The sequence below is a fragment of the Roseateles sp. GW821-FHT02E12 genome, from assembly GCF_059421665.1.
On record NZ_JBWKVK010000003.1, the window covers coordinates 831,915 to 851,689 of the forward strand.

At 67.7% G+C, this 19,775-nt stretch carries 15 protein-coding genes; 5 read left to right on the forward strand and 10 right to left on the reverse strand.

Going from position 1 to position 19,775, the window contains the following annotated elements; genetic code table 11:
- Positions 1-6 precede the first annotated feature (6 nt).
- Entirely contained in the window at positions 7-1,152 is a 1,146-nt protein-coding gene (locus AC07V5_RS21735; protein WP_495117790.1) for a cytochrome P450, read from the forward strand.
- On the opposite strand, the gene AC07V5_RS21740 is transcribed toward AC07V5_RS21735, so the two are convergent.
- Positions 1,120-3,231, reverse strand: a complete 2,112-nt coding sequence (locus AC07V5_RS21740) for a TonB-dependent receptor plug domain-containing protein (protein WP_495117791.1) — start codon at positions 3,229-3,231, stop codon at positions 1,120-1,122. The two genes, AC07V5_RS21735 and AC07V5_RS21740, sit on opposite strands and share 33 nt — an antisense overlap.
- 172 nt (positions 3,232-3,403) lie before the next feature.
- On the opposite strand from AC07V5_RS21740, the gene AC07V5_RS21745 reads away from it, so the two are divergent.
- Positions 3,404-4,399, forward strand: a complete 996-nt coding sequence (locus AC07V5_RS21745; RefSeq protein ID WP_495117792.1) for a hypothetical protein — start codon at positions 3,404-3,406, stop codon at positions 4,397-4,399.
- A gap of 9 nt (positions 4,400-4,408) precedes the next feature.
- A complete protein-coding gene (locus AC07V5_RS21750; protein WP_495117793.1) occupies positions 4,409-6,079 on the forward strand; it encodes an ATP-binding protein in 1,671 nt (556 codons plus the stop codon).
- A gap of 16 nt (positions 6,080-6,095) precedes the next feature.
- Here AC07V5_RS21750 and AC07V5_RS21755 read toward each other — a convergent pair whose 3' ends face one another.
- The gene (locus tag AC07V5_RS21755; protein WP_495117794.1) at positions 6,096-7,448 is read right to left on the reverse strand and encodes a GGDEF domain-containing protein; all 1,353 of its coding nucleotides are present in this window, start codon (positions 7,446-7,448) and stop codon (positions 6,096-6,098) included.
- Positions 7,449-7,898: 450 nt separating this feature from the next.
- A complete protein-coding gene (locus AC07V5_RS21760; protein ID WP_495117795.1) occupies positions 7,899-8,300 on the reverse strand; it encodes a nuclear transport factor 2 family protein in 402 nt (133 codons plus the stop codon).
- A 2-nt stretch (positions 8,301-8,302) separates the two neighbouring features.
- Between AC07V5_RS21760 and AC07V5_RS21765 the strand changes: the two genes are divergently transcribed.
- Complete coding sequence (locus AC07V5_RS21765; RefSeq protein WP_495117796.1) at positions 8,303-9,334, forward strand: helix-turn-helix domain-containing protein; 1,032 nt, start codon at positions 8,303-8,305, stop codon at positions 9,332-9,334.
- Positions 9,335-9,343: 9 nt separating this feature from the next.
- Here the strand turns inward: AC07V5_RS21765 and AC07V5_RS21770 are convergent, their stop codons facing one another.
- The 7 genes from AC07V5_RS21770 to acnA all read right to left on the reverse strand — a co-directional run bounded on the left by AC07V5_RS21770 (position 9,344) and on the right by acnA (position 18,335).
- A complete protein-coding gene (locus tag AC07V5_RS21770) occupies positions 9,344-11,698 on the reverse strand; it encodes an ATP-binding cassette domain-containing protein (protein ID WP_495117797.1) in 2,355 nt (784 codons plus the stop codon).
- On the reverse strand, positions 11,699-12,139 hold the full coding sequence (locus tag AC07V5_RS21775) for a VOC family protein (RefSeq protein WP_495117798.1): 441 nt from the start codon (positions 12,137-12,139) through the stop codon (positions 11,699-11,701).
- Between the two features lie 10 nt (positions 12,140-12,149).
- Positions 12,150-12,593 (reverse strand): helix-turn-helix transcriptional regulator, encoded by a 444-nt coding sequence (locus AC07V5_RS21780; RefSeq protein WP_495117799.1) that lies wholly within the window; start codon positions 12,591-12,593, stop codon positions 12,150-12,152.
- A gap of 2 nt (positions 12,594-12,595) precedes the next feature.
- The gene (locus AC07V5_RS21785; protein ID WP_495117800.1) at positions 12,596-13,708 is read right to left on the reverse strand and encodes an acyltransferase family protein; all 1,113 of its coding nucleotides are present in this window, start codon (positions 13,706-13,708) and stop codon (positions 12,596-12,598) included.
- A 63-nt stretch (positions 13,709-13,771) separates the two neighbouring features.
- Positions 13,772-14,224, reverse strand: a complete 453-nt coding sequence (locus tag AC07V5_RS21790) for a hypothetical protein (protein WP_495117801.1) — start codon at positions 14,222-14,224, stop codon at positions 13,772-13,774.
- Between the two features lie 144 nt (positions 14,225-14,368).
- A complete protein-coding gene (locus AC07V5_RS21795; RefSeq protein WP_495117802.1) occupies positions 14,369-15,454 on the reverse strand; it encodes a M35 family metalloendopeptidase in 1,086 nt (361 codons plus the stop codon).
- Between the two features lie 169 nt (positions 15,455-15,623).
- Entirely contained in the window at positions 15,624-18,335 is a 2,712-nt protein-coding gene (gene acnA, locus AC07V5_RS21800) for an aconitate hydratase AcnA (protein ID WP_495117803.1), read from the reverse strand.
- Positions 18,336-18,433: 98 nt separating this feature from the next.
- Here acnA and AC07V5_RS21805 point away from each other — a divergent pair, with 98 nt between their 5' ends.
- Positions 18,434-19,774: an MATE family efflux transporter gene (locus tag AC07V5_RS21805; RefSeq protein ID WP_495117804.1), complete on the forward strand. Its 1,341-nt coding sequence runs from the start codon at positions 18,434-18,436 to the stop codon at positions 19,772-19,774.
- Position 19,775: the final 1 nt, after the last annotated feature.

Below are 19,775 nucleotides of genomic sequence, written 5' to 3' on the forward strand. Positions count from 1 at the left end.
CCGACGATGAACCCCTATCCGCACTACGCGCACATGCGCGCCACGACGCCCGTGCATTTCAATGACGCCCTGGGCGTCTGGGAGGTCTACGGCTACCACGACATCCAGACCGTGCTGGGTGACGCCAAGACCTTCTCGTCCGACCTGTCGGACGGCAAGATGATGGTCTTCATGGACCCGCCGCGGCACACCCAGTTCCGCCGCCTGGTGGCGCGTGCCTTCACGGCCAAGGTCGTCGCCGACCTGGAACCCAGCGTGCAGGCCATCACCGACGAGCTGCTGGACCGCGTGGAAAGCACCGGCCGCATGGACCTCATCGGCGACCTGGCCTTCACGTTGCCCGTCACGGTGATCGCCGAGTTGCTGGGCCTGCCGGTGGCCGACCGCGACAAGTTCAAGCAATGGTCAGTGCCTGCCATCCGTGCGGCCGAGATGGAGCTGATGGGCCAGGTGCCCGCGCCGGAACTGACGCAGGCCGTCGACGCGCTGGATGCCTACCTCGCCGACCTGATCGCCGCGCGCCGCGACACGCCGCGCCAGGACCTCGTCAGCGCGCTGCTGGCGGCCGAGGTGGAGGGCGAGAAGCTCACGCTGCAGGAGGTTGCCAGCACATGCCGGCTGCTGCTCATCGCCGGCTTCGAGACCACGGCCAACCTCATCGGCAACACGCTGCAGCTGCTGCTGTCCCACCCGAAGGCGCTGGCCCAGCTGAGTGCCGACCCCGAGCTGCTGCCGTCGGCCATCGAGGAAGCGCTGCGCTTCAACACGCCCTTCCTGTTCTTCGCGCGCATCGCCAAGTGCGACGTGGTGCTGGGCGGCCAGCTCATCAAGGCCGGCCAGCAGGTGATGACCTTCAACGCCTCGGGCAACCATGACGAGTCGGCTTTCCCGCATGCGGACAGCTTCGACATCACCCGCACCGCCAACCGCCACCTGAGCTTCGGCCATGGCATCCACTACTGCCTGGGTGCGGGCCTGGGTCGGCTGGAGGCGCGCGTGGCCATCGCTACGCTGCTACGCCGCTTCGCGAACCTGCGCCTGGACGAGGGCAGGGCGGCCGAGCCGCTGTCGTCGTTCGTGCTGTTCGGCTTCAGCAGCCTGCCGGTGCGCTTCGAGACTTCAGAGGTGGTAGGCAGCCTGAACGTAGAGTGAGCGTCGCGCCAGCGGGATGTCCTGGGGCAGGCCCAGCCCAGGGGCCATGCTGGGCTCCCGCGCGTCGGCGTTGAACAGGTTGCGCACCGAGACCGCAAAGTCCCAGTTGCCTTTGCTCTTGCCGGTGCGCAGGGTGATGTCTGCGGTGGTGTAGTCGGGGATGGGCGCACGTGCGTCGCCCGCGGAGCGCTTGCGTTCGGCCACGTGGTTGACCTGGCCACTCAGCAGCCAGCCGTTCACGATGCTCCAGTCGGCCCGGGCGTTCAGATGCTGGCGCGGTGCATAGCCCGCGTCGGTGCCCGTCATGTCCTCGATGGAACGCTGCAACGCGAGATTGCCGCTCAGGCGCAGCTTGCGCGTCACTTCCCATTGCGCATCCAGTTCCAGCCCGGTGCCGTGCTGTGCACCGATGTTGTTGAACTGGGCCCCGCCGCCGCCGCTGTCGGTCGTGCGGATGATGTCCTTCATGTCGTAGCGGAACAGGCTCAGGTTGAGCTGGGTGTCCGCGCGGGCCTGCCAGGAAAATGCGGCTTCCCAGGTGCTGATCGTTTCAGGCTTCAGCGCGGCGTTGCCCCGGATGACGGGGTTGTTGATGCTGTACTGCTCCGTGAAGGCCGGCGCGCGGAAGGCGCGCCCGTACAGCAGCTTGACCGTGAGGTCGAGGTTGGCGTCCCACACCAGCGCCGCGCGCGGATTGGTGGTGGTGCCGAAGTCGGAATAGCGGTCGTGGCGCAGGCCGGCCGTCAGCGTCCAATCCTTGGCCACGCTCCATTCGTCCTGTACGTACCCATAGCTGACCGTGCGCCGGTGCGGCTCTGCGAATGACTGCGAGGCCGGGAATTCCTGGAGCTGACCGGTGGGCAGCGGCACAGGCAGGCCGATGGCGGGGCCGCTGGGGATGATGGTGAAGTTCTTGAACTCCTGCGTGCGGTACATGTCGAGGTCGTCGTGCCCGACACCGATGCGCAGGTTGTGGCCCTTGAAGCCGCCGTAGGACGCCACCGCCGCGAGCCGGATCTGCCGCTCCCAGGTGTTGGGCGCGCCCAGCATGCCCTTGGGGAACGAGCCGCCGAAGGCGCCCGGCGGGAACAGTTGCAGCGGCACGTTGAAGGTCTGCTTGTAGTGCAGATAGCTGGCCGTCGCGGTGCCTCGCCAATCGCCGCCGAGGTCGATGTCCGACCACGAAAGGTCCGAAGTGACTCGCTCGATCCGGTAGCGCCCGACCGGGTCCAGCGCACCGGCAACGCCGGCGCCCGTCTGCAGGTCGTCGCGAAGTTTGTAGCTGCCGCGCAGGCGCAGCTTGTCGCGGCTCATCTCCGCGTTGGCATCGAGGGCCTTGAAGCCCACGTTCATGTGCCCCGGCGCCAGGCTGGCCTTGGTGCCGAACAGGCCATCCAGGAAAGTCTGCTGGTCGGCGCTGACGGCCTCGTGCTGGCCGTCGGTGCTGCCAACGCGCAGGTAGGTGGCCACGTCGTAGCCACCCAGCTTGCCGCCGAACTGCAGCCAGCCGTCGCGGCTGCGGAACGACCCCACTCTCATGCCGAGGTCGGTGCCGGCCACGTCGGCAGCCGTCTTGGTGATGACGTTGATGACACCCGAAAACGCATCGGCACCGTACAGCGCCGAGCCGGGGCCGCGGATGATCTCGATGCGGGCGATGTTCTCCACCGGCATGTCGCCCCAGCCCAGCCCGCGGTTGCCCACGAACAGGGTGGTCAGCGGCACACCGTTGAGCAGCATCAGCGTCTGGGCATTGAATTCGCTGTGGATGCCGCGGATCAGGTACAGCGGCGCGAAGGTGTTGTTGCTGCGGCTCACGTGGATGCCGGGCACGCTCTCCAGCACCTCGTCGATGCCCGTCGCGCCCATGGCCGCGATGTCCTGGGCCGTGATCACCGTGGCCACGGCCGGCGCGCGGCGCAGGGCCTGCGGCGCGCCCGTGGCGATGGAGACGGTGGTCTTGTCGCCGTAGACCTGGGCCAGCTCTTCTTCTTCACTCGGGGGTTGCGCGAGAGCCGCGGGCTGCATCGCTGCCAGCCAGGTGCCTCCCAGAATCGCCAAGCCGAAGAAAGGTCTCATGTGCTGCGTCCCCGAGGTGGAGAGTGATGGGCGCGTATTGTGCTGGCATAGCAAGGTCGTGCGAGGCTTGCAAAGAGGTGTACGCCGGGTTCGTGAACTCCTCCCGCAGGACCTCGTCCGTGAGGCTGCCTGGCAAGGGCGGTCTGCATAATGCGCGACTTCGCGCCTGGCGTTGCAACGCTCTACCTCCCACTTGATCACCCACGGTCGCTCTTCCGAAGCCACTCGCCGTGCGCTGCTGCGACAGGCTTTGGGTGGCGTGGCCGCGTGGGCCGGCGGCGAGGCGATGGCAGCCGACCCCGGCCGAGGCGTGGCGGTCGTCTATCCCGACCTCGGCGAGCCCTTCAAGCAGATCTTCGCCGCCATCATCAGCGGCATCGAGGAGCGGCTGCGCAGCAGCGTCACCAGCCTGGCGGTGAGCAACAGCGCGGCGCCGGCCGACATTGCCGAGGACCTGCGCAAGCGTGACATCAAGGTGCTGATCGGCCTGGGCCGCGGTGGCATGCGCATCGCGACGGCACTGGCCGGCGAGCTGTCCGTGCTGGTGGGCTGCGTGGTATCGGTGCAGGAGTCCGAGTCGCGTGCCTTTCCCGTCCACACGCTGGCGCCCGACCCGGCGCTGTTGCTGTCGCGGTTGAAGCGGCTGATGCCGGGAGCGCGGCGCGTGCATCTGGTTTACGACCCGCGGCTCAACTCCTGGCTGGTGCGGCTGGCGCGTGAAGCCGCGCGCACCGAGGGCCTGGAACTGCTGGCCCAGGAGGCCTTGGATCAGGCCGGCGCGCTGCGGCTGTACTCGCAGCTGCTGGCTTCGGCCGACCCGACCCGCGATGTGCTCTGGCTCCCGCAAGACCCCACCACGGTGGACGACAACGTCGTGCTGTCCCTCGTGCTGAAGGACGGCTGGAACCGCTCCATTGCCGTGTTCTCCAGCCACCTCGCCCATGTGAAACGTGGTGCGCTGTTTTCCTTGTATCCCGACAATACCGAACTAGGCCGCAGCCTGGCCGCCTCGGCGTTGCGCCTGCTGGGCAATCCGCGGGCGCTGGCAGCCGGAGTGACGCCGTTACGCGACACGCGGGCGGCTATCAACATCCGCACAGCCGCCCATCTGGGGATGGACGTTGCCGCCGCCCAGGCCGGATTCGATCTGGTCTACCCGAATAGCTGAGGACCCAGATTGCCGCACCGCACGCCACTCAGTCCCCACGCCTCCGGCCTACCGCTGGATGACGGCGCGAGCGCAGCGACCCCGCACGGGCCCTGGCCGTTCTGGGTGTACTCGCGCTACATCCACGAGGCTTCGTTCCGCCGCCAGTTGAGCGTGGGCGTCGCTTTGGGCGCGCTCTGCCTGGCCCTGATGATGGCCGCGGTCAATGCTTGGCAGGGCGGCCGCCAGGTGCGGGCCATGCTGATGGAGCAGGGCGGCCGCGTGGCCACCAACCTGGCGTCCAACAGCTCGCTGGCCTTGCTGTATGCGGCTGCGGACAACGCCGAGGAGGCGGTGCGTGCATCGCTGGCCTTCCCGGACGTCATGGCCATCGAGATCCGCGACACCCGCGGCCATCTGCTGCTGGCGCTCGGCCCCGAGCGCGACCGACTGCCCGCCACAGCCGCAACGGCCGTGCCACCGGCCCCTGCCGCCAGCGAAGCCTGGCTGGACCAGGAGACCGAGGACAGCTGGGCGTTTTCAGCGCCCGTCTGGACCCGCCCCGAGCCTTCGCCTTTCGACGTGACGCTGCGCCCGGCCCAGTTGCTCGGCCATGTGCGCGTCGTGCAGAGCAAGGCCACGCTGCACAGCACCCAGGCCTCGCTCTTCATCGCGAACTTCGGCATGGCGCTGTTGTTCTCGTTCCTCTTCCTGGTCGCCGTGCGCTACCTGGCGCTGCGCCTGACGCGGCCCTTGGTGGCCCTGTCCGATGCGATGGAAAAGGTCGAGCGCGGCGACAGCGATGCGCGCGCGCCGGTCGGTGGGCCGCGCGACATCGCCCTCATGGCGCACACCTTCAACCGCATGATCGCGTCCCTGCAGGAGCGCGAGGCCGAGCTGGGTGCCCACCGCGACCATCTGGAAGACCTGGTGCAGGAGCGCACGCTGGAGCTGAGCGATGCCAAGGAGCGCGCCGAGATCGCCAGCCGCGCGAAGAGCCAGTTCCTGGCCCGCATGAGCCACGAGCTGCGCACGCCGCTGAACGCCGTCATGGGCTACGCGCAGATCCTGAAGATGGACAGCAGCCTCAGCCCCAAGCAGCGCAACGGCCTGGACATCATCCACAGCAGCGGCCAGCACCTGCTGACGCTGATCGTCGACATCCTCGACCTGTCGCGCATCGAGGCCGGCAAGGCCGAGCTGCGCGTCGGTCCTGTCGACCTGGTCGCGCGGATGCACGCCGTCATCGACATCGTGCGCGTCATGGCCGAAGACAAGCACATCGGGCTGGACCTGCAGCTCGACCCGCAGCTGCCGGCCGTGGTGCTGGCCGACGAGAAGCGGCTGAGCCAGATTCTGCTGAATCTGCTGGGCAATGCGGTCAAGTTCACCCACGTCGGCAGCGTCACGCTGCTGGCCCGCGTGCTGCCCTCGGCCGATGTGGAGCCAGGGCATGTGAAGCTCTGCTTCGAGGTGCAGGACACCGGTGTCGGCATCGCCGATGACCAGGCCGTGCGGCTGTTCGAGCCCTTCGAGCAGGCTGGCAGCGCCGAACAACGCGTCGGCGGCACGGGCCTGGGCCTGGCCATCAGCCGGCAGCTGGTGCGCATGATGGGCGGCGAGATCCGGCTGGAGAGCCGGCTGGCCCAGGGCAGCCGGTTCTGGTTCGAGATCAACGTGCCGGTGCAGCCCTCGGCCTGAGTGCCTGGGCGGTGACCTACGCGGCAGCGGGCTGGACCCGCTCCAGGTACACGACACGGTCGCGCCCGCTGCGCTTGGCCTGGTAGAGCAGGGCGTCGGCGGCCGCGATCAACTGCTCGGCGGTACAGGGGCTGCGGCCATCCATCATCGTGACACCTGCGCTGATGCTGACATGGTGGCAAGCCGGAGCCCGACCGTGCGGGATGCGCAGCCGGCCGATGGCGGCTCGGGCACCTTCGGCGATGTGACGGGCGCCGTCGAGCGAGGTGTCCGGCAGGATCAGCGCGAACTCTTCGCCGCCGTAGCGGGCGGCCATGTCGCCGGGCCGCTGGCAACAGCCCAGCAGCGCCGCTGCGATATGGCTCAAGCAGTCATCGCCGGCCTGGTGTCCGTGATGGTCGTTGTAGGCCTTGAAGTGGTCCACGTCCATCAGCACCAGGGCCAGCGGCCGCTGGTGGCGCAGCGAGACGGCGATCTGCTCCGACAGATGGGCGTCGAAGGCGCGCCGGTTGGCAAGGCCGGTCAGAGCGTCGAGCACGGAAAGTTGCCAGAGCTCCGCATTCGCCGCGCTCAGGTCGGCCGACACGCGCACCAGCCGGGCGTAGTGCCGGCTGGTCTCACTCAGCAGCAGAATGAGCAGGAAGCCGGCCGCTAGCAGCCCATAGACGCGACCGACGTACCAGCCCAGGTCGTAGCGCCCGGTGTTCAGGATGGCGGCCAGCGCCAGGTCGAACAGCCAGACGCACAGCACGACGAGCAGCCAGATGTCCAGCATGGTGTGCGGTCGGCGGCGCCACAGCGTGGCCAGCGCCAGCAGGCTGAGCAGCCAAATGCCGATCAGCATCGCGCGCCCGGTCCGGGTGGTCCGGTGGCCGTCGAGGAACTCGGGGAGCAGTGCATGCCCAAGGGTTGCGACGGCCGTGACGGCGGTGACCAGGGCCAACACGGCAGCCATCACCGCGAGGATGGGGAACCTTGCCCGACCCTGCAGCCAGTGGCTGTGCCGCCGCACGTCGGGCCGCTCCGGCTTGAGCAGCGCGTAGGCCATGACCAGCAGCGGGAACCCGGCATGCCAGGCCATATACATCGCCGAGGACGTCTGCGGCCCGGAGCCGAGCAGGCCGGTGGGCGCGAACAGGCCGGGAAAGATCAGCGCGTAGGCGACGGTGATGACCGCGGTGAAGAGGTAGCCGCTCGCAAGGACCAGCAACTCCAGCGAGCGCAGCGCGCCGAACTGCCCGAACAGCAGCACGGCGGTGATGAGATCGAAGATCACCAGCGACGCGACGTAGACCGGCACGAAGGCCGGCACCTGGGCCAGCGGCGTGCGGGCGAACGGCAGCGTCACCAGGAAAACGACGGCCGACACGAGCACCGTCGCGAGCGCATACCAACGCTCACGGGGACCTGCCGCTTCCGTCGACAGATGCCCTCTTGACACCTGTGCCATCCCGCCGAACATAGACCGCCACTCGGTTGCGATCAGCCCCTGTTTTTTGTTCTTTTGTATACGGTCGATGATGACACAAGCACCGCCCTCCGGCGTTGCGAGATCAGGTCCGTTTTGCTGCCGGCCGCGCGGCCTTCACCGGCGTGCTGACATAGGCCGCCAGACGCTCACCGGTGAGCGTTGAGCGGGCCTTGACGAGGTCGGCCGGCGCGCCCTCGAAGACGACGCGTCCACTGTCGTGGCCTGCGCCGGGGCCGAGGTCGATGAGGCGGGGGCTGCGCCGTGATGCAGCGCAACGGCCTGGACATCATCCACAGTAGCGGCCAGCACTTGTTGACGCTGCGCGTTGGCCCTGTCGAGCTGGCCTCCTCACACGGCCGTTTTTTCGCCCCAGAAGCGGTCCTCCTGCAGCTGATCGCTCGAGAACAACCTGGCCTCGACGATCTGGCCGTGCTCGATGCGCAGCAGATCGATGCCCGCCTGGGCCATCGTCATGCCTTCGCGTTCGGCCGCGAACTCGAGTTCGATGGTCACCCAGCTGCCGTTCGCCATGTAGCGGTTGGCGCGTTCGATCCTGAACGAACCGCCGGAGGCGGCCATCATGCCGCCGATCATCTCGACGACCTCAGACACGCCACGGCGCAGGCCCGAGAAGCGGTTGCTGCCAGGCTGATGCCAGACGACGTCGGGCGCGATGAGCCTGCCGAGCGCGGCCTGGTTGCCGGTCTGGACCGCGTGGATGTAGTGCTTGGCTGTGTCGATGAGCGACATCGGTGCTTCTCCGTTCAAGGTTCGATGGGGCGCAAAACGCGTTCGGCGATGGTGCCCGGCGAGCCCCGGTGGCGCACGGTGAGAATGCGGCGACTTATGGTAAGAAACGGACAATGACGCCCTCGCGGACTTCTCGTCCCAGCGCGGACATCGAGCGCATCGGCTACCGCCCGGCGGCGCCGCATCGGCTCGACATCGAGGTGTTCACGATGAGCAGTCTGAAGGCACGGGTCGCGCCGTCAAGCCTGCGGCGCACGCATCGGCTCGACTTCCACCAGTTGATCTGCGTGACCGAGGGCGCCTGCAGCCATGGCATCGACTTCGAGCCGATCCACTGCGAGCCGGGTTCGGTGCTGCTGCATCGGCCTTCGCAGACCGAGCAATACGATGTCGACAATCCCTGGGACGGTTGGCTGGTGCTGTTCCGCCCGGAGTTCCTTTTCGCGCCTGCGGCGCCAGCGTCCAGCGGCAGGTCCACCGAAGTGAACCTGATCGGCGTCCTGGAGGAGCTGCCACGCCATCTCGCGTTGCCCAAGGCCGAGTTCCGAGTCGTTCGCGAGGCACTGGCGCGCATGCACGCCGACTCCAGGCTGGAGGCGCCGCCAACGGAGGTGCATGCGTTGCTGCGCCACCAGTTGAGCGCGCTGCTGATCCGGCTGCGGCTGGCATCGCGGCAGCAGGACGATGGGCAGCTCGCAGCGCCTGCCGAGCTGGCGCGCTTTCGGAGCTTCCAGCAGTTGCTGGAGAAGTCTTTCCAGGACTGGCATGGCGTCGGCGCGTATGCGAACGCGCTGGGGTGCACGGAGCGAACGCTGACACGCACGACGCTGCGGGCCGCGGGCGTCACGGCCAAGGGCTTCGTTGCGGCGCGGATTGCTCTGGAGGCGAAGCGCCTGCTGGCCCACACGACGCTGCCGGTCGCGGCGATCAGCGACCGGTTGGGCTTTGACGACGCGAGCAACTTCGTCAAGTTCTTCAAGCGCACGGCGGGCTGCACGCCGCTGGCGCTGCGCAGGCAGCACCAGCCCGCTTGAAGCTGGCCGCTAGCTGCCGACGTAGGCGGCCAGATGCTGGCCGGTCAGAGTCTTCTTCTTGGCCTTCACGAGGTCGGCCGGCGTACCCTCGAAAACGATGCGGCCGCCGTCATGACCGGCGCCCGGGCCGAGGTCGATGAGCCAGTCAGCATGCGCCATGACGGCCTGGTGGTGCTCGATGACGATGACGGACTTGCCGGCGTCCACGAGACGGTCCAGCAGGCCCAGCAACTGCGCCACATCGGCCAGGTGCAGGCCGGCGGTGGGTTCGTCCAGCACGTAGACGTCACCCTTCTCGGCCATTTGCGTGGCGAGCTTGAGGCGCTGGCGCTCACCGCCGGACAGCGTCGTCAATGGCTGGCCGAGGCTGACATAGCCCAGGCCGACGTCTGCGAGTCGTTCAAGGATGGCGTGCGCGGCCGGTGTCTTGGCCGGGCCGGCGCCGAAGAAGGCGGTTGCTTCGATGACCGGCATCGCCAGCACCTCGCTGATGTCGCGGCTGCCGAACTTGTAGTCGAGCACTGCGGCCTGGAAGCGCTTGCCGCCGCAGTCCTCACAAACGGTCGACACGGTGGCCATGGGCCCGAGGTCCGTGAAGATGAGGCCGTTGCCGTTGCAGGTCGGGCAGGCGCCCTCGGAGTTGGCGCTGAACAGCGCGGGCTTCACGCCATTGGCCTTGGCAAACGCGCTGCGGATGGGGTCGAGCAGGCCGGTGTAGGTGGCCGGGTTGCTGCGCCGCGAGCCGCGGATGGCGGTCTGGTCGATGGCGACGACGCCATCCAGCTTGGACACCGAGCTATGGATCAGCGAGCTCTTGCCCGAGCCCGCCACACCGGTGACAACGCAGAGCACGCCCAGCGGAATGTCGACGTTGACCTTCTGCAGGTTGTGCGTGCTGGCGCCGCGCACCTTGATGGCACCGCTGGGTTTGCGGACCTTGTCCTTCAGTGCCGCGCGGTCGTCCAGGTGGCGGCCGGTCAGCGTGCCGCTCTTGCGCAGGCCTTCGACACTGCCCTGATAGATCACCTCGCCACCCGCCGCACCGGCGCCGGGCCCGAGGTCGACGACATGGTCGGCAATCGCGATGACCTCGGGCTTGTGCTCGACGACGAGGACCGTGTTGCCCTTGTCGCGCAGCCGGCCCAGCAACTCGTTCATGCGCTGGATGTCGTGCGGGTGCAGGCCGGTGGTCGGCTCGTCGAACACATAGCTGACGTCGGTCAGCGACGAGCCGAGGTGGCGGATCATCTTCACGCGCTGGGCCTCGCCGCCGGACAGGGTGCCGGTCGGCCGGTCCAGCGACAGATAGCCCAGGCCGATCTCGGCGAAGGCGTCGAGCAGATGGCCCAGCGCCTTCAGCAGCGGCGCAACTTCGGCGCCCTTCAGGCCGCGCACCCAGTCGGCCAGGTCGCTGATCTGCAGGGTGCAGGCGTCGGCGATGCTGTGCTTGCCGATCTTGCAGCTGCGTGCCGCCTCGCTGAGCCGCGTGCCCTGGCATTCGGGGCAGGTCTGGAAGGTGATGACGCGATCGACGAAAGCGCGGATGTGGGGCTGCAGCGCGTCGACGTCCTTGGACAGGAAGGATTTCTGGATGGACGGGATCAGCCCGGCATAGGTCAGGTTGATGCCGTCGACCTTGATCTTGGTCGCTTCCTTGTGCAGCAGGTCGTGCAGCTCGCGCTTGGTGAACTTGGCGATGGGTTTGTCGGGGTCGAAGAAGCCGCAGCCGCGGAAGATGCGGCCGTACCAGCCTTCCATGCTGTAGCCGGGGATGTTGATCGCCCCGCCGTTCAGTGACTTGCTGGCATCAAACAGCTCGTTGAGATCGAAGTCACTGACCGAGCCCATGCCCTCGCATCGCGGGCACATGCCGCCGGTGCGCGAGAAGGTCTGCTTGACGGCCTTGCTCGCGCCGCCCTTGTCGACGGTGATGACGCCGGTGGCCTGCACCGACGGCACGTTGAAGGCGAAAGCGCTGGGCGGGCCCATCTGCGGCTTGCCGACGCGGCTGAACAGGATGCGCAGCATCGCGTTGGCGTCCGTCACCGTGCCGACGGTGGAGCGCGCGTTGGCGCCCATGCGCTCTTGGTCCACGATGATGGCCGTGGTGATGCCCTCCAGCACGTCCACCTCGGGCCGCGCCAGCGTGGGCATGAAGCCCTGCACGAAGGCGCTGTAGGTCTCGTTGATGAGGCGCTGCGACTCGGCCGCGATGGTGCCGAAGACGAGAGAGCTCTTGCCCGAACCCGACACGCCGGTGAACACGGTGAGGCGCCGCTTGGGGATGTCGACGCTGACGTCCTTGAGGTTGTTCTCGCGTGCACCCTGCACGCGGATGCGGTCGTGGTTGTCAGCGTCGGCCATTCAGCGCTTCTCTTGAATTCGGAGCAGATTGCCTGCGGGATCGCGGACGGCGCAGTCGCGCACGCCGTAAGGCTGCATCGTGGGCTCCTCGACGATCTCGGCGTCCTGGGCCTGCAGCTTGGCGAAGGTCTTGTCGAGGTCGGCGGTGGCCAGGATGAGCATGCCGAAGGTGCCCTTGGCCATCATCTCGGTGATGGTGCGGCGCTCGTCGTCGGTGATGCCCGGCGTGACCGCCGGCGGGTGCAGCACGATGGAGGTGTTGGGCTGGCCGACCGGGCCGACCGTGATCCAGCGCAGGCCGTTGTAGCCCACGTCGTTGCGCACCTCGAAACCGAGGGTATCGCGGTAGAAAGCGAGCGACGCTTCGGGGTCGGATTGGGGCAGGAAGCTGGAATGAATGCTGATGTCCATGGTGTCGGTCTCCGTCAGGGGTGAGTGCATGGAAAGCAGTCTAGGTTTCGCTCTCTTGCGGCGCTTCTCGATTCCTGATCGGTTTGGTCACCTGGCGCGCCACGCAGGCCGGCATGCCTTGCGTGGCCTGCGCCTGGTCGCGCTTGTAGGCGCTGGGTGACTGGCCCACCAGCTCGCTGAAGCGCGTGCTGAAGGTGCCTAGCGACGAACAGCCGACGGTGAAGCAGACCTCGGTGACGCTCAAGTCGCCACGGCGCAGCAAGGCCATGGCGCGTTCGATGCGCCGCGTCATCAGATAGCTGTAGACCGATTCACCATAAGCCAGGCGGAACTGACGGCTCAGGTGGCCGCCTGACATGTGCACGCCGTTGGCCAGGGCTTCAACGTCCAGCGGCTGGGCGTACTCGCGGTCGATGCGGTCGCGCACGCGGCGCAGCCGGGCGAGGTCGCGCAGGTGGACGTCGGAGCCTGGCTGGATCGTCATCGTCAGCGAGCCGCTGCGAGTGCGGTGACCGAGGGACAGCGCGCCAGGCGGTCGCGCAGCCGCAGCCCCGGCTTCTCCACGAGGTAGTACAGCGCGGCGCCCACAGCCAGGATGGCGGCCGCATAGACCGGGAACAGGGCCGGCCCCTGCAGCGGCAGCGCGGGGGCGATCCAGGTGTGGACGACGTGCATCGCGATCTTGTGGCTGAGATACAGGCTGTAGGAGATGGCGGCCAGCCAGCCGGCACCAGGCACGGCCCGGCGGCCCAGCCAGCCCTGGGGTGCCGTGGCAGACAGCACGAGCAGGCCGAAGCCAAAGGACAGCAGCGGCCAGCCGATGGCGTTGGCGACGAGGCCGGTGCGATCCCGGAAGAGCCAGAAGGCGAGGGCGGCCGCGGCCAGCCCGCCGAACAGCAGCGCCGTGGAGCGCGCCTGCAGGCGCGACCAGAGCTGCGGCCGGTACACACGCAATGCCGCCAGCATGACGCCCATCAGCAGGCCGTCCAGTCGCGTCCAGGTCGGGTAGTAGATGTCCTCGATGAACCAGTTGCGCGGCGGCTGGAGGGCGTCGTTGTGCAGCCAGATGCCGGCGCGCAGTGCGATGCCGCCCAGCACAAGCACGGCACACACGGCGAGGAAGCGTGCCGCCGAAGGACGCCGCGTGGCCCACCAGGCCAGCAGCGGGAAGAGCAGATAGAAATGCTCCTCCACGCACAGCGACCAGGCATGCGAGAAGGCCTGGTTGCGGCCGTAGTCGACCAGCAGGTTCAGCGTGAAGGTGGCGAACTGCCACCAGCGCTCCAGCCCCGGCGCTTCGCGCAGGGCCGGGAAGGCGACATAGACGGCCAGCACGACGGCAAACGCCGGCAGGATGCGCCAGGCTCGGCGCCAGTAGAAGGCGCCGAGCGACAGCGCCTCGCCGCGCTGCAGCGTGCGCAGCAGCTGCGAGCCGATCAGGAAGCCGCTGAGCACGAAGAAGATATCCACGCCGGCCCAGCCGAAACGGGTCAGCCATTCCCAGTCCGGCCCCAGGCCGCCGATGAGAAAGGTGTGGAAGAACATCACCCAGATGATGGCGATGCTGCGCAGCAGGTCGAGGCCGGGAAGGCGGTGCATGGAAGAGGGTTGGGTGCAAAGACGGGGCGGCAGCGTAACGCCGGCTTCGGTGGGTGCCGTTCGTCAGCGCGCCAGCGTGACCTGGCCGCAGGTCTGGTCGAACCCCTGGTGGCGTGCCCGGGGGCGCGGCGGCGTGCCGGCCACGATGACGTCATGCCAATGCCAGCCGGCTTTCAGGCTCAAGGTTCCGGCCGGCGGCAGCGCGAAGGCGTCGTTCAGCGGCAGCTCGGCGTCCAGGCTCTGGCCGGCGCGCAGCAACAGGTAGGCCTGAGCGTCAGGATCGCCGCGTTTGCGCATGGCGCCCTGGAAGGGCAGTTCGCCCTGCGGCGTGCTGACCCGCACGAAGGGGCCGAACCAGCCGCCTTCGAAGGGGCTGCCCCAGCGCAGCAGATGCAGGTCGCGTTTGCCGGCGTTGCGCAGCGTGAAGTGCAGCATCACCTGGCCATCAGGCTTGGGTGTGGCCTGGAACTGGCAGGCCAGCTCGGCGGGCTGTATCGGCGAAGCGGCAAGGGCCATGGGCAATTGGCAGGCGGCGAACAAAGCGGCTGCGACACGGAGGCAGGAACGACGCATGGCTGCGAGCCTAGCCGAGCTCCGCGTGATCGGCAGCCCCCAAAGAAAAAACGCCGCCCGAAGGCGGCGCATCAAACGCGAGGGAACTCAGTTTTTAGAAGGGCTGTTCTCGGTGAAGTACTCGTGGTTGTCGGAGTTGTCCAGCGCCTTGGTCGGGTTGGACTTGGCCAGGCTGAGTGCGGCGCTCTGGCCGTAGGCCCAGTCGTCGGTACCGGCGATGACGTTGAAATGCATCATCTCGTGCACCAGCGTTCCGCCCTTGCTGTCGGTGCCGGTCATCGGTGCGCTCCAGAAGGCGCCGCAGACGTAGATCTTGTACGGCTGGGTCGGGTAGACGTAGGCGTAGGTACCGCTGTCCTTGCAGCTGCAGTCCAGCGTCAGCGCGGCGCCCTGGAAGGCGTTGCGGGCCTTCACGAAATGGTCCTTGGCCGTGTTCCAGCGCGACACGGTGTAGGCGCCGAACCAGCTCGTGTAGCGCGGCGAGGCCGAGGGTGTGCCGCTGAGGTAGGTGGCCGAGCTGGACGCGTAGTTCGTCGCGGCCGTGACGGCCTGGGACAGCTGCGTCTTCTGGCTGCTGGTGCAGGAGCCGGTGTAGGAGAGGCTGGCGGCTGCGGCGGTGACGTTGGTCGAAGCCAGGGCGTTGCGGCCGTCGGACGTGTCGTCTGCCGTGGCGGCGCCATCCAGCTTCTCGCTGCGGTTCTGCGCCCACAGATACATGGCCGCGGCGCTGCGCATGGATTGCGCACCCGAGCCGTGCGTGCCCCGGTCGCTCTGGAACTCGATGGCGTAGCGGCCGTTCCTGCTGAAGTCGTAGTGGCCGGTCAGTTCGACCTTGTAGTTCAGCGTCGCGCCAGCGGCGATCTCGACATAGTCCTTGGCCTGCGGTGCCGCGCGCTTGATGACGGCGCCGGTGTAGCGCACCGGCTTGTCGTCACGCGTGACGCGAAAGAGCGCACCGCTCATCGTGTCGCTCGGCAGCTGCCAGCGCAGCACCTGCACGGCAGTGCGGCACTGGTTGGTCACGGCGACGTCCACATGGACGTCCACGTCGCCGTTGACGATGGGGGCGGCACTGCTGAGGCGCACGTCCAGACACTCGGCGGCCGCCGCCTGCACGCCGCTTGTGGCGGCAAGGGCAAGGGCGATGGTGGTCAGCTTGAACCAGGTCTTCATGCAAGCTCCTGTCGGCCCCGTTGCGGGGCGCTGGGTTGAAGAAGCCGCGGATTCTGGTGAGCCGGCCGATGGGCGCGTTTCGGGACAAACCTGTCCCCAAAAAAATCGCGGGCACTCGTCTAGACAAGCGCCCGCAGTCGCGCTATTTCGCGCGGGGAGGATCGAGTCGTCAGGCCGCCAACAGCTGGCGCAGGACGAACGGCAGGATGCCGCCGTGCTTGTAGTAGTCCACCTCGATGGCCGTGTCGATGCGCAGCGTCAGCACCACGGTCTCGCTGCTGCCGTCGGCGCGGGTGATGGTCATCGCCGCGTCGCCCTGGGGCTTGATCTCGTCGGCCAGCGTGATGCCGATGGTCTCGGCGCCGGTGAGCTTCAGGCTTTCCCAGCTCGTGCCGGGCTTGAACTGCAGCGGCAGCACGCCCATGCCGATCAGGTTGCTGCGGTGGATGCGCTCGAAGCTCTTGGCGATGACGGCCTTGATGCCTAGCAGCTGCGTGCCCTTGGCGGCCCAGTCGCGGCTGGAGCCGGTGCCGTACTCTTCGCCCGCAAAGATGACGGTGGGCGTGCCTTCGGCGATGTAGTCCATCGCGGCGTCGTAGATGGGGGTCTTCACGCCGTTCTTCAGCGTGTAGCCGCCTTCCTCGCGCGAGCCGTCAGGCAGGGCGGGCAGCATCAGGTTCTTCACGCGCACGTTGGCGAAGGTGCCGCGCATCATCACGTCGTGGTTGCCGCGGCGGGCACCGTAGGAGTTGAAGTCGGCCTTCAGCACGCTGTTGGCAAGCAGGAACTTGCCAGCCGGCGTGGTCTCCTTGAAGGAGCCGGCCGGGCTGATGTGATCGGTGGTGATCGAGTCACCGAACAGCGCCATCACCTTGGCGCCCTTGACGCCGGAGATCAGCGCCTTGGGCTCCATCGTGAAGCCGTCGAAGAAGGGCGGCTGAGCGATGTAGGTGCTCTTGGGCCAGTTGTAGACCTGGCCCTTCACGCCCTTGATGGCGTCCCAGAGCTTGCCGGGCTTCCTGGCGACCTGGTCGTAGTTCTCCCGGAACGCCTTGGCGTTCATGGCGTACTTCATCAGCGCGTAGATCTCGTCGCTGGTGGGCCAGATGTCGCCCAGGTAGACCGGCTTGCCTTGTCTGCCGTAGCCGACGGGCTCGGTCATCAGGTCGCGCGTGACGGTGCCGGCAATCGCGTAGGCCACCACCAGCGGCGGGCTGGCGAGGAAGTTGGCCTTCAGGTTCGGGTGGATGCGTGCCTCGAAATTGCGGTTGCCCGACAACACCGCCGCGCAGACCAGGTCGTTGTCCTGGATGACCTTGTTCAACTCGGGCGTCAGGTCGCCAGCGTTGCCGATGCAGGTCGTGCAGCCGTAGGCGGCGACGTTGAAGCCGAGCTTTTCCAGGTAGGGCAGCAGGCCGGCCTTTTGCAGGTACTCGGTGACGATGCGCGAGCCCGGTGCGAGTGAGGTCTTGATGTGCGGCGAGACCTTGAGCCCGGCCTCCACCGCCTTCTTGGCCAGCAGCCCGGCGGCCAGCAGCACGCCGGGGTTGCTGGTGTTGGTGCAGGACGTGATGGCGGCGATCAGCACGTCGCCGTTCTTCACGTCGAGGCCGTTGTCGGCCTTGAAGGTCGTGCCGAGCTTGTCCGCCGGCTGGTTGAAGCCGTTCTCCGCGGTGGGCTTGCTGAACAGCTCGGCGAAGTTGGACGACAGATGGGTGATCTCGATGCGGTCCTGCGGGCGCTTCGGGCCGGCCAGGCTGGGCGCCACGGTGCCGAGGTCCAGCGAGACGACGGAGGTGAAGTCGATGTCGCCGGCCTTGGGCACGCCGAACATCGCCTGCGCTCGCCAGTAGGCCTCGAAAGCCTCGATCTCGGCCTTGCTGCGGCCGGTGCCCTTGAAGTAGTCGACCGTCTTCTCGTCCACCGGGAAAAAGCCCATCGTGGCGCCGTACTCGGGCGCCATGTTGGCGATGGTTGCGCGGTCGGGCAGGGCAAGTGTGCGGGTGCCCTCGCCGAAGAACTCGACGAACTTGCCGACCACCTTGTGCTTGCGCAGGATCTCGGTGACGGTGAGCACAAGGTCGGTCGCCGTGACGCCTTCGCGCAACTGGCCGGTCAGCTCGAAGCCGACGACGTCGGGTGTGAGGAAGTACACCGGCTGGCCCAGCATGCCCGCCTCGGCCTCGATGCCGCCCACACCCCAGCCGACGACACCGATGCCGTTGATCATGGTCGTGTGGCTGTCGGTGCCGACGAGGCTGTCGGGGTAGAAGACGCCGTCCTTGCCCTTGTGCACGCCGCGCGCCAGGTACTCCAGGTTGACCTGGTGGACGATGCCGAAGCCCGGGGGCACCACGCCGAAGGTGTCGAAGGCCTGCATGCCCCACTTCATGAACTCGTAGCGCTCGCGGTTGCGCTCGAATTCCAGCTTCATGTTCAGGTCCAGCGACTTCTTCGTGCCGTAGTGGTCGATCATGACCGAGTGGTCGACGACGAGGTCTACCGGCACCAGTGGCTCGATGGTCTTGGGGTTCTTGCCGAGCGAGGCGGCCACATTGCGCATCGCGGCCAGGTCAGCCAGCAGCGGCACGCCGGTGAAGTCCTGCAGCACCACGCGGGCGACGACGAAGGGGATTTCGTCCACGCGGGCCGCGTTGGGCTTCCAGTTCGCCAACTGCTCCACGTGCTCGGCCGTCACCTTCTTGCCGTCGCAGTTGCGCAGCACGCTCTCCAGCACGATGCGCATGGAGATGGGCATGCGGCTCACGTTCGGGAAGGCCTCGGCCAGCTTGGGCAGCGAGAAAAACTGCCCGGACTTGCCGGCCGGGGTCTTGAACTTGGCCTGGGTGTTGGCAAACGCATGGGCGGTGGGTTTCGGCATGGTTACTCCTATAGGATTCCGGCCCATTCTGGCGAGGTTGTTGTGACTTGTGTGAAACGCGCCTTTTTGGCGTTCAGGGTCGGCCTGGCTTTCCCGGCATGACCGCTCGTCCGCGCCTGTTTGCGCTGACCTGGCCGATGCTGCTGGAGCTGCTGCTGGGCATCGGCATCGGCATCATCGGCACGGCCCTGGCCGCCCGGCTGTCCGACAACAGCGGCGCCGCCTTCGGCCTGGCCAACCAGGTGTTCGCCGCCCTCTTTGTGTTGTTCCGCGTCATCGGCGCCGGCGTCAGCGTGGCCGTCACGCAGGCGCTGGGTGCCGGCCGGCGTGACCAGGCCGACGCGGTGGCGCGCGCGGTCGTCGGCGCCAGCACCTGGCTGGGCGTGGGCGGGGCTGTGGCGGCACTGGTGGCCGCTGGCCCGCTGCTGACGCTGGTGAACGCGCCGCCCGAAGTGGCGCCGCTGGCCAAGACGCTGCTGCAGGCGCTGGCGCCGGCGCTGATGCTGGACGCCTGGAACGCCAACATGTCCAGCGTCATGCGCTCGCATCTGCGCAGCCGGGAGGCGCTGTCCGTCGTCGTCGTCATCCAGATCATCACGCTGGTGGTGGCCCTGCTGGCTATGCCGCGCATGGGGCTGGTGGGTTATGCCCTGGCTTGCGCCCTGGGGCGCGGCGTGGGCCTGGCGGCGCACATCCTGCTGTGGCGCACCCGGCTGGACCTGCGCCTGCGAGCGGCGGACTGGTGGCGGCTGGTGCGGGCGCCGCTGGCGACCGTGCTGCACATCGGCATCCCCGGTGCGGCCGAGAACATCTCCTGGCGCCTGGCCTTCATGACCAGCCTGGCGGCCATTGCCCAGCTCGGCGCCCATGCGCTGGCCACGCATGCCTACACGATGCAGTTCCTGCACGTGATCTTGATGTTCAGCCTGGCCATCAGCTTTGCCGTCGAGATCATGGTGGGCCACATGATCGGCGCGGGCAAGCTGCATGCCGCCAACCGGCTGGTGCGGCGCTCTCTGGCGCTGGGGATTGCGCTGGCGCTGGTCGTATCGACTTCCTTTGCGCTGGCCGGGCCGTGGCTGCTGACCCGCTTCACGTCCGACCCCGCCATCGTTGCGCTGGGCTGCACCCTGCTGTGGTGGACGGTGCTGGTCGAGCCCGGGCGCAGCTTCAACCTCGTCGTCATCAACGCGCTGCGTGCCGCGGGTGACGCGCGCTACCCGGTGATGGTGGGTTCGGCCTCCATGGCCATCGTGCTGGCCGGGGGCAGCTGGTTCCTGGGCGTCCACCTGGGCTGGGGGCTGGTGGGCGTCTGGATCGCCTACGCGGCGGATGAGTGGATTCGAGGTCTTTTGATGTGGCGGCGTTGGGCGACACTCGGCTGGCTACCCCATGCTCGAGCGGCTCATCGGCGCCTGCGCCACAGCCGAGCCCATTGAG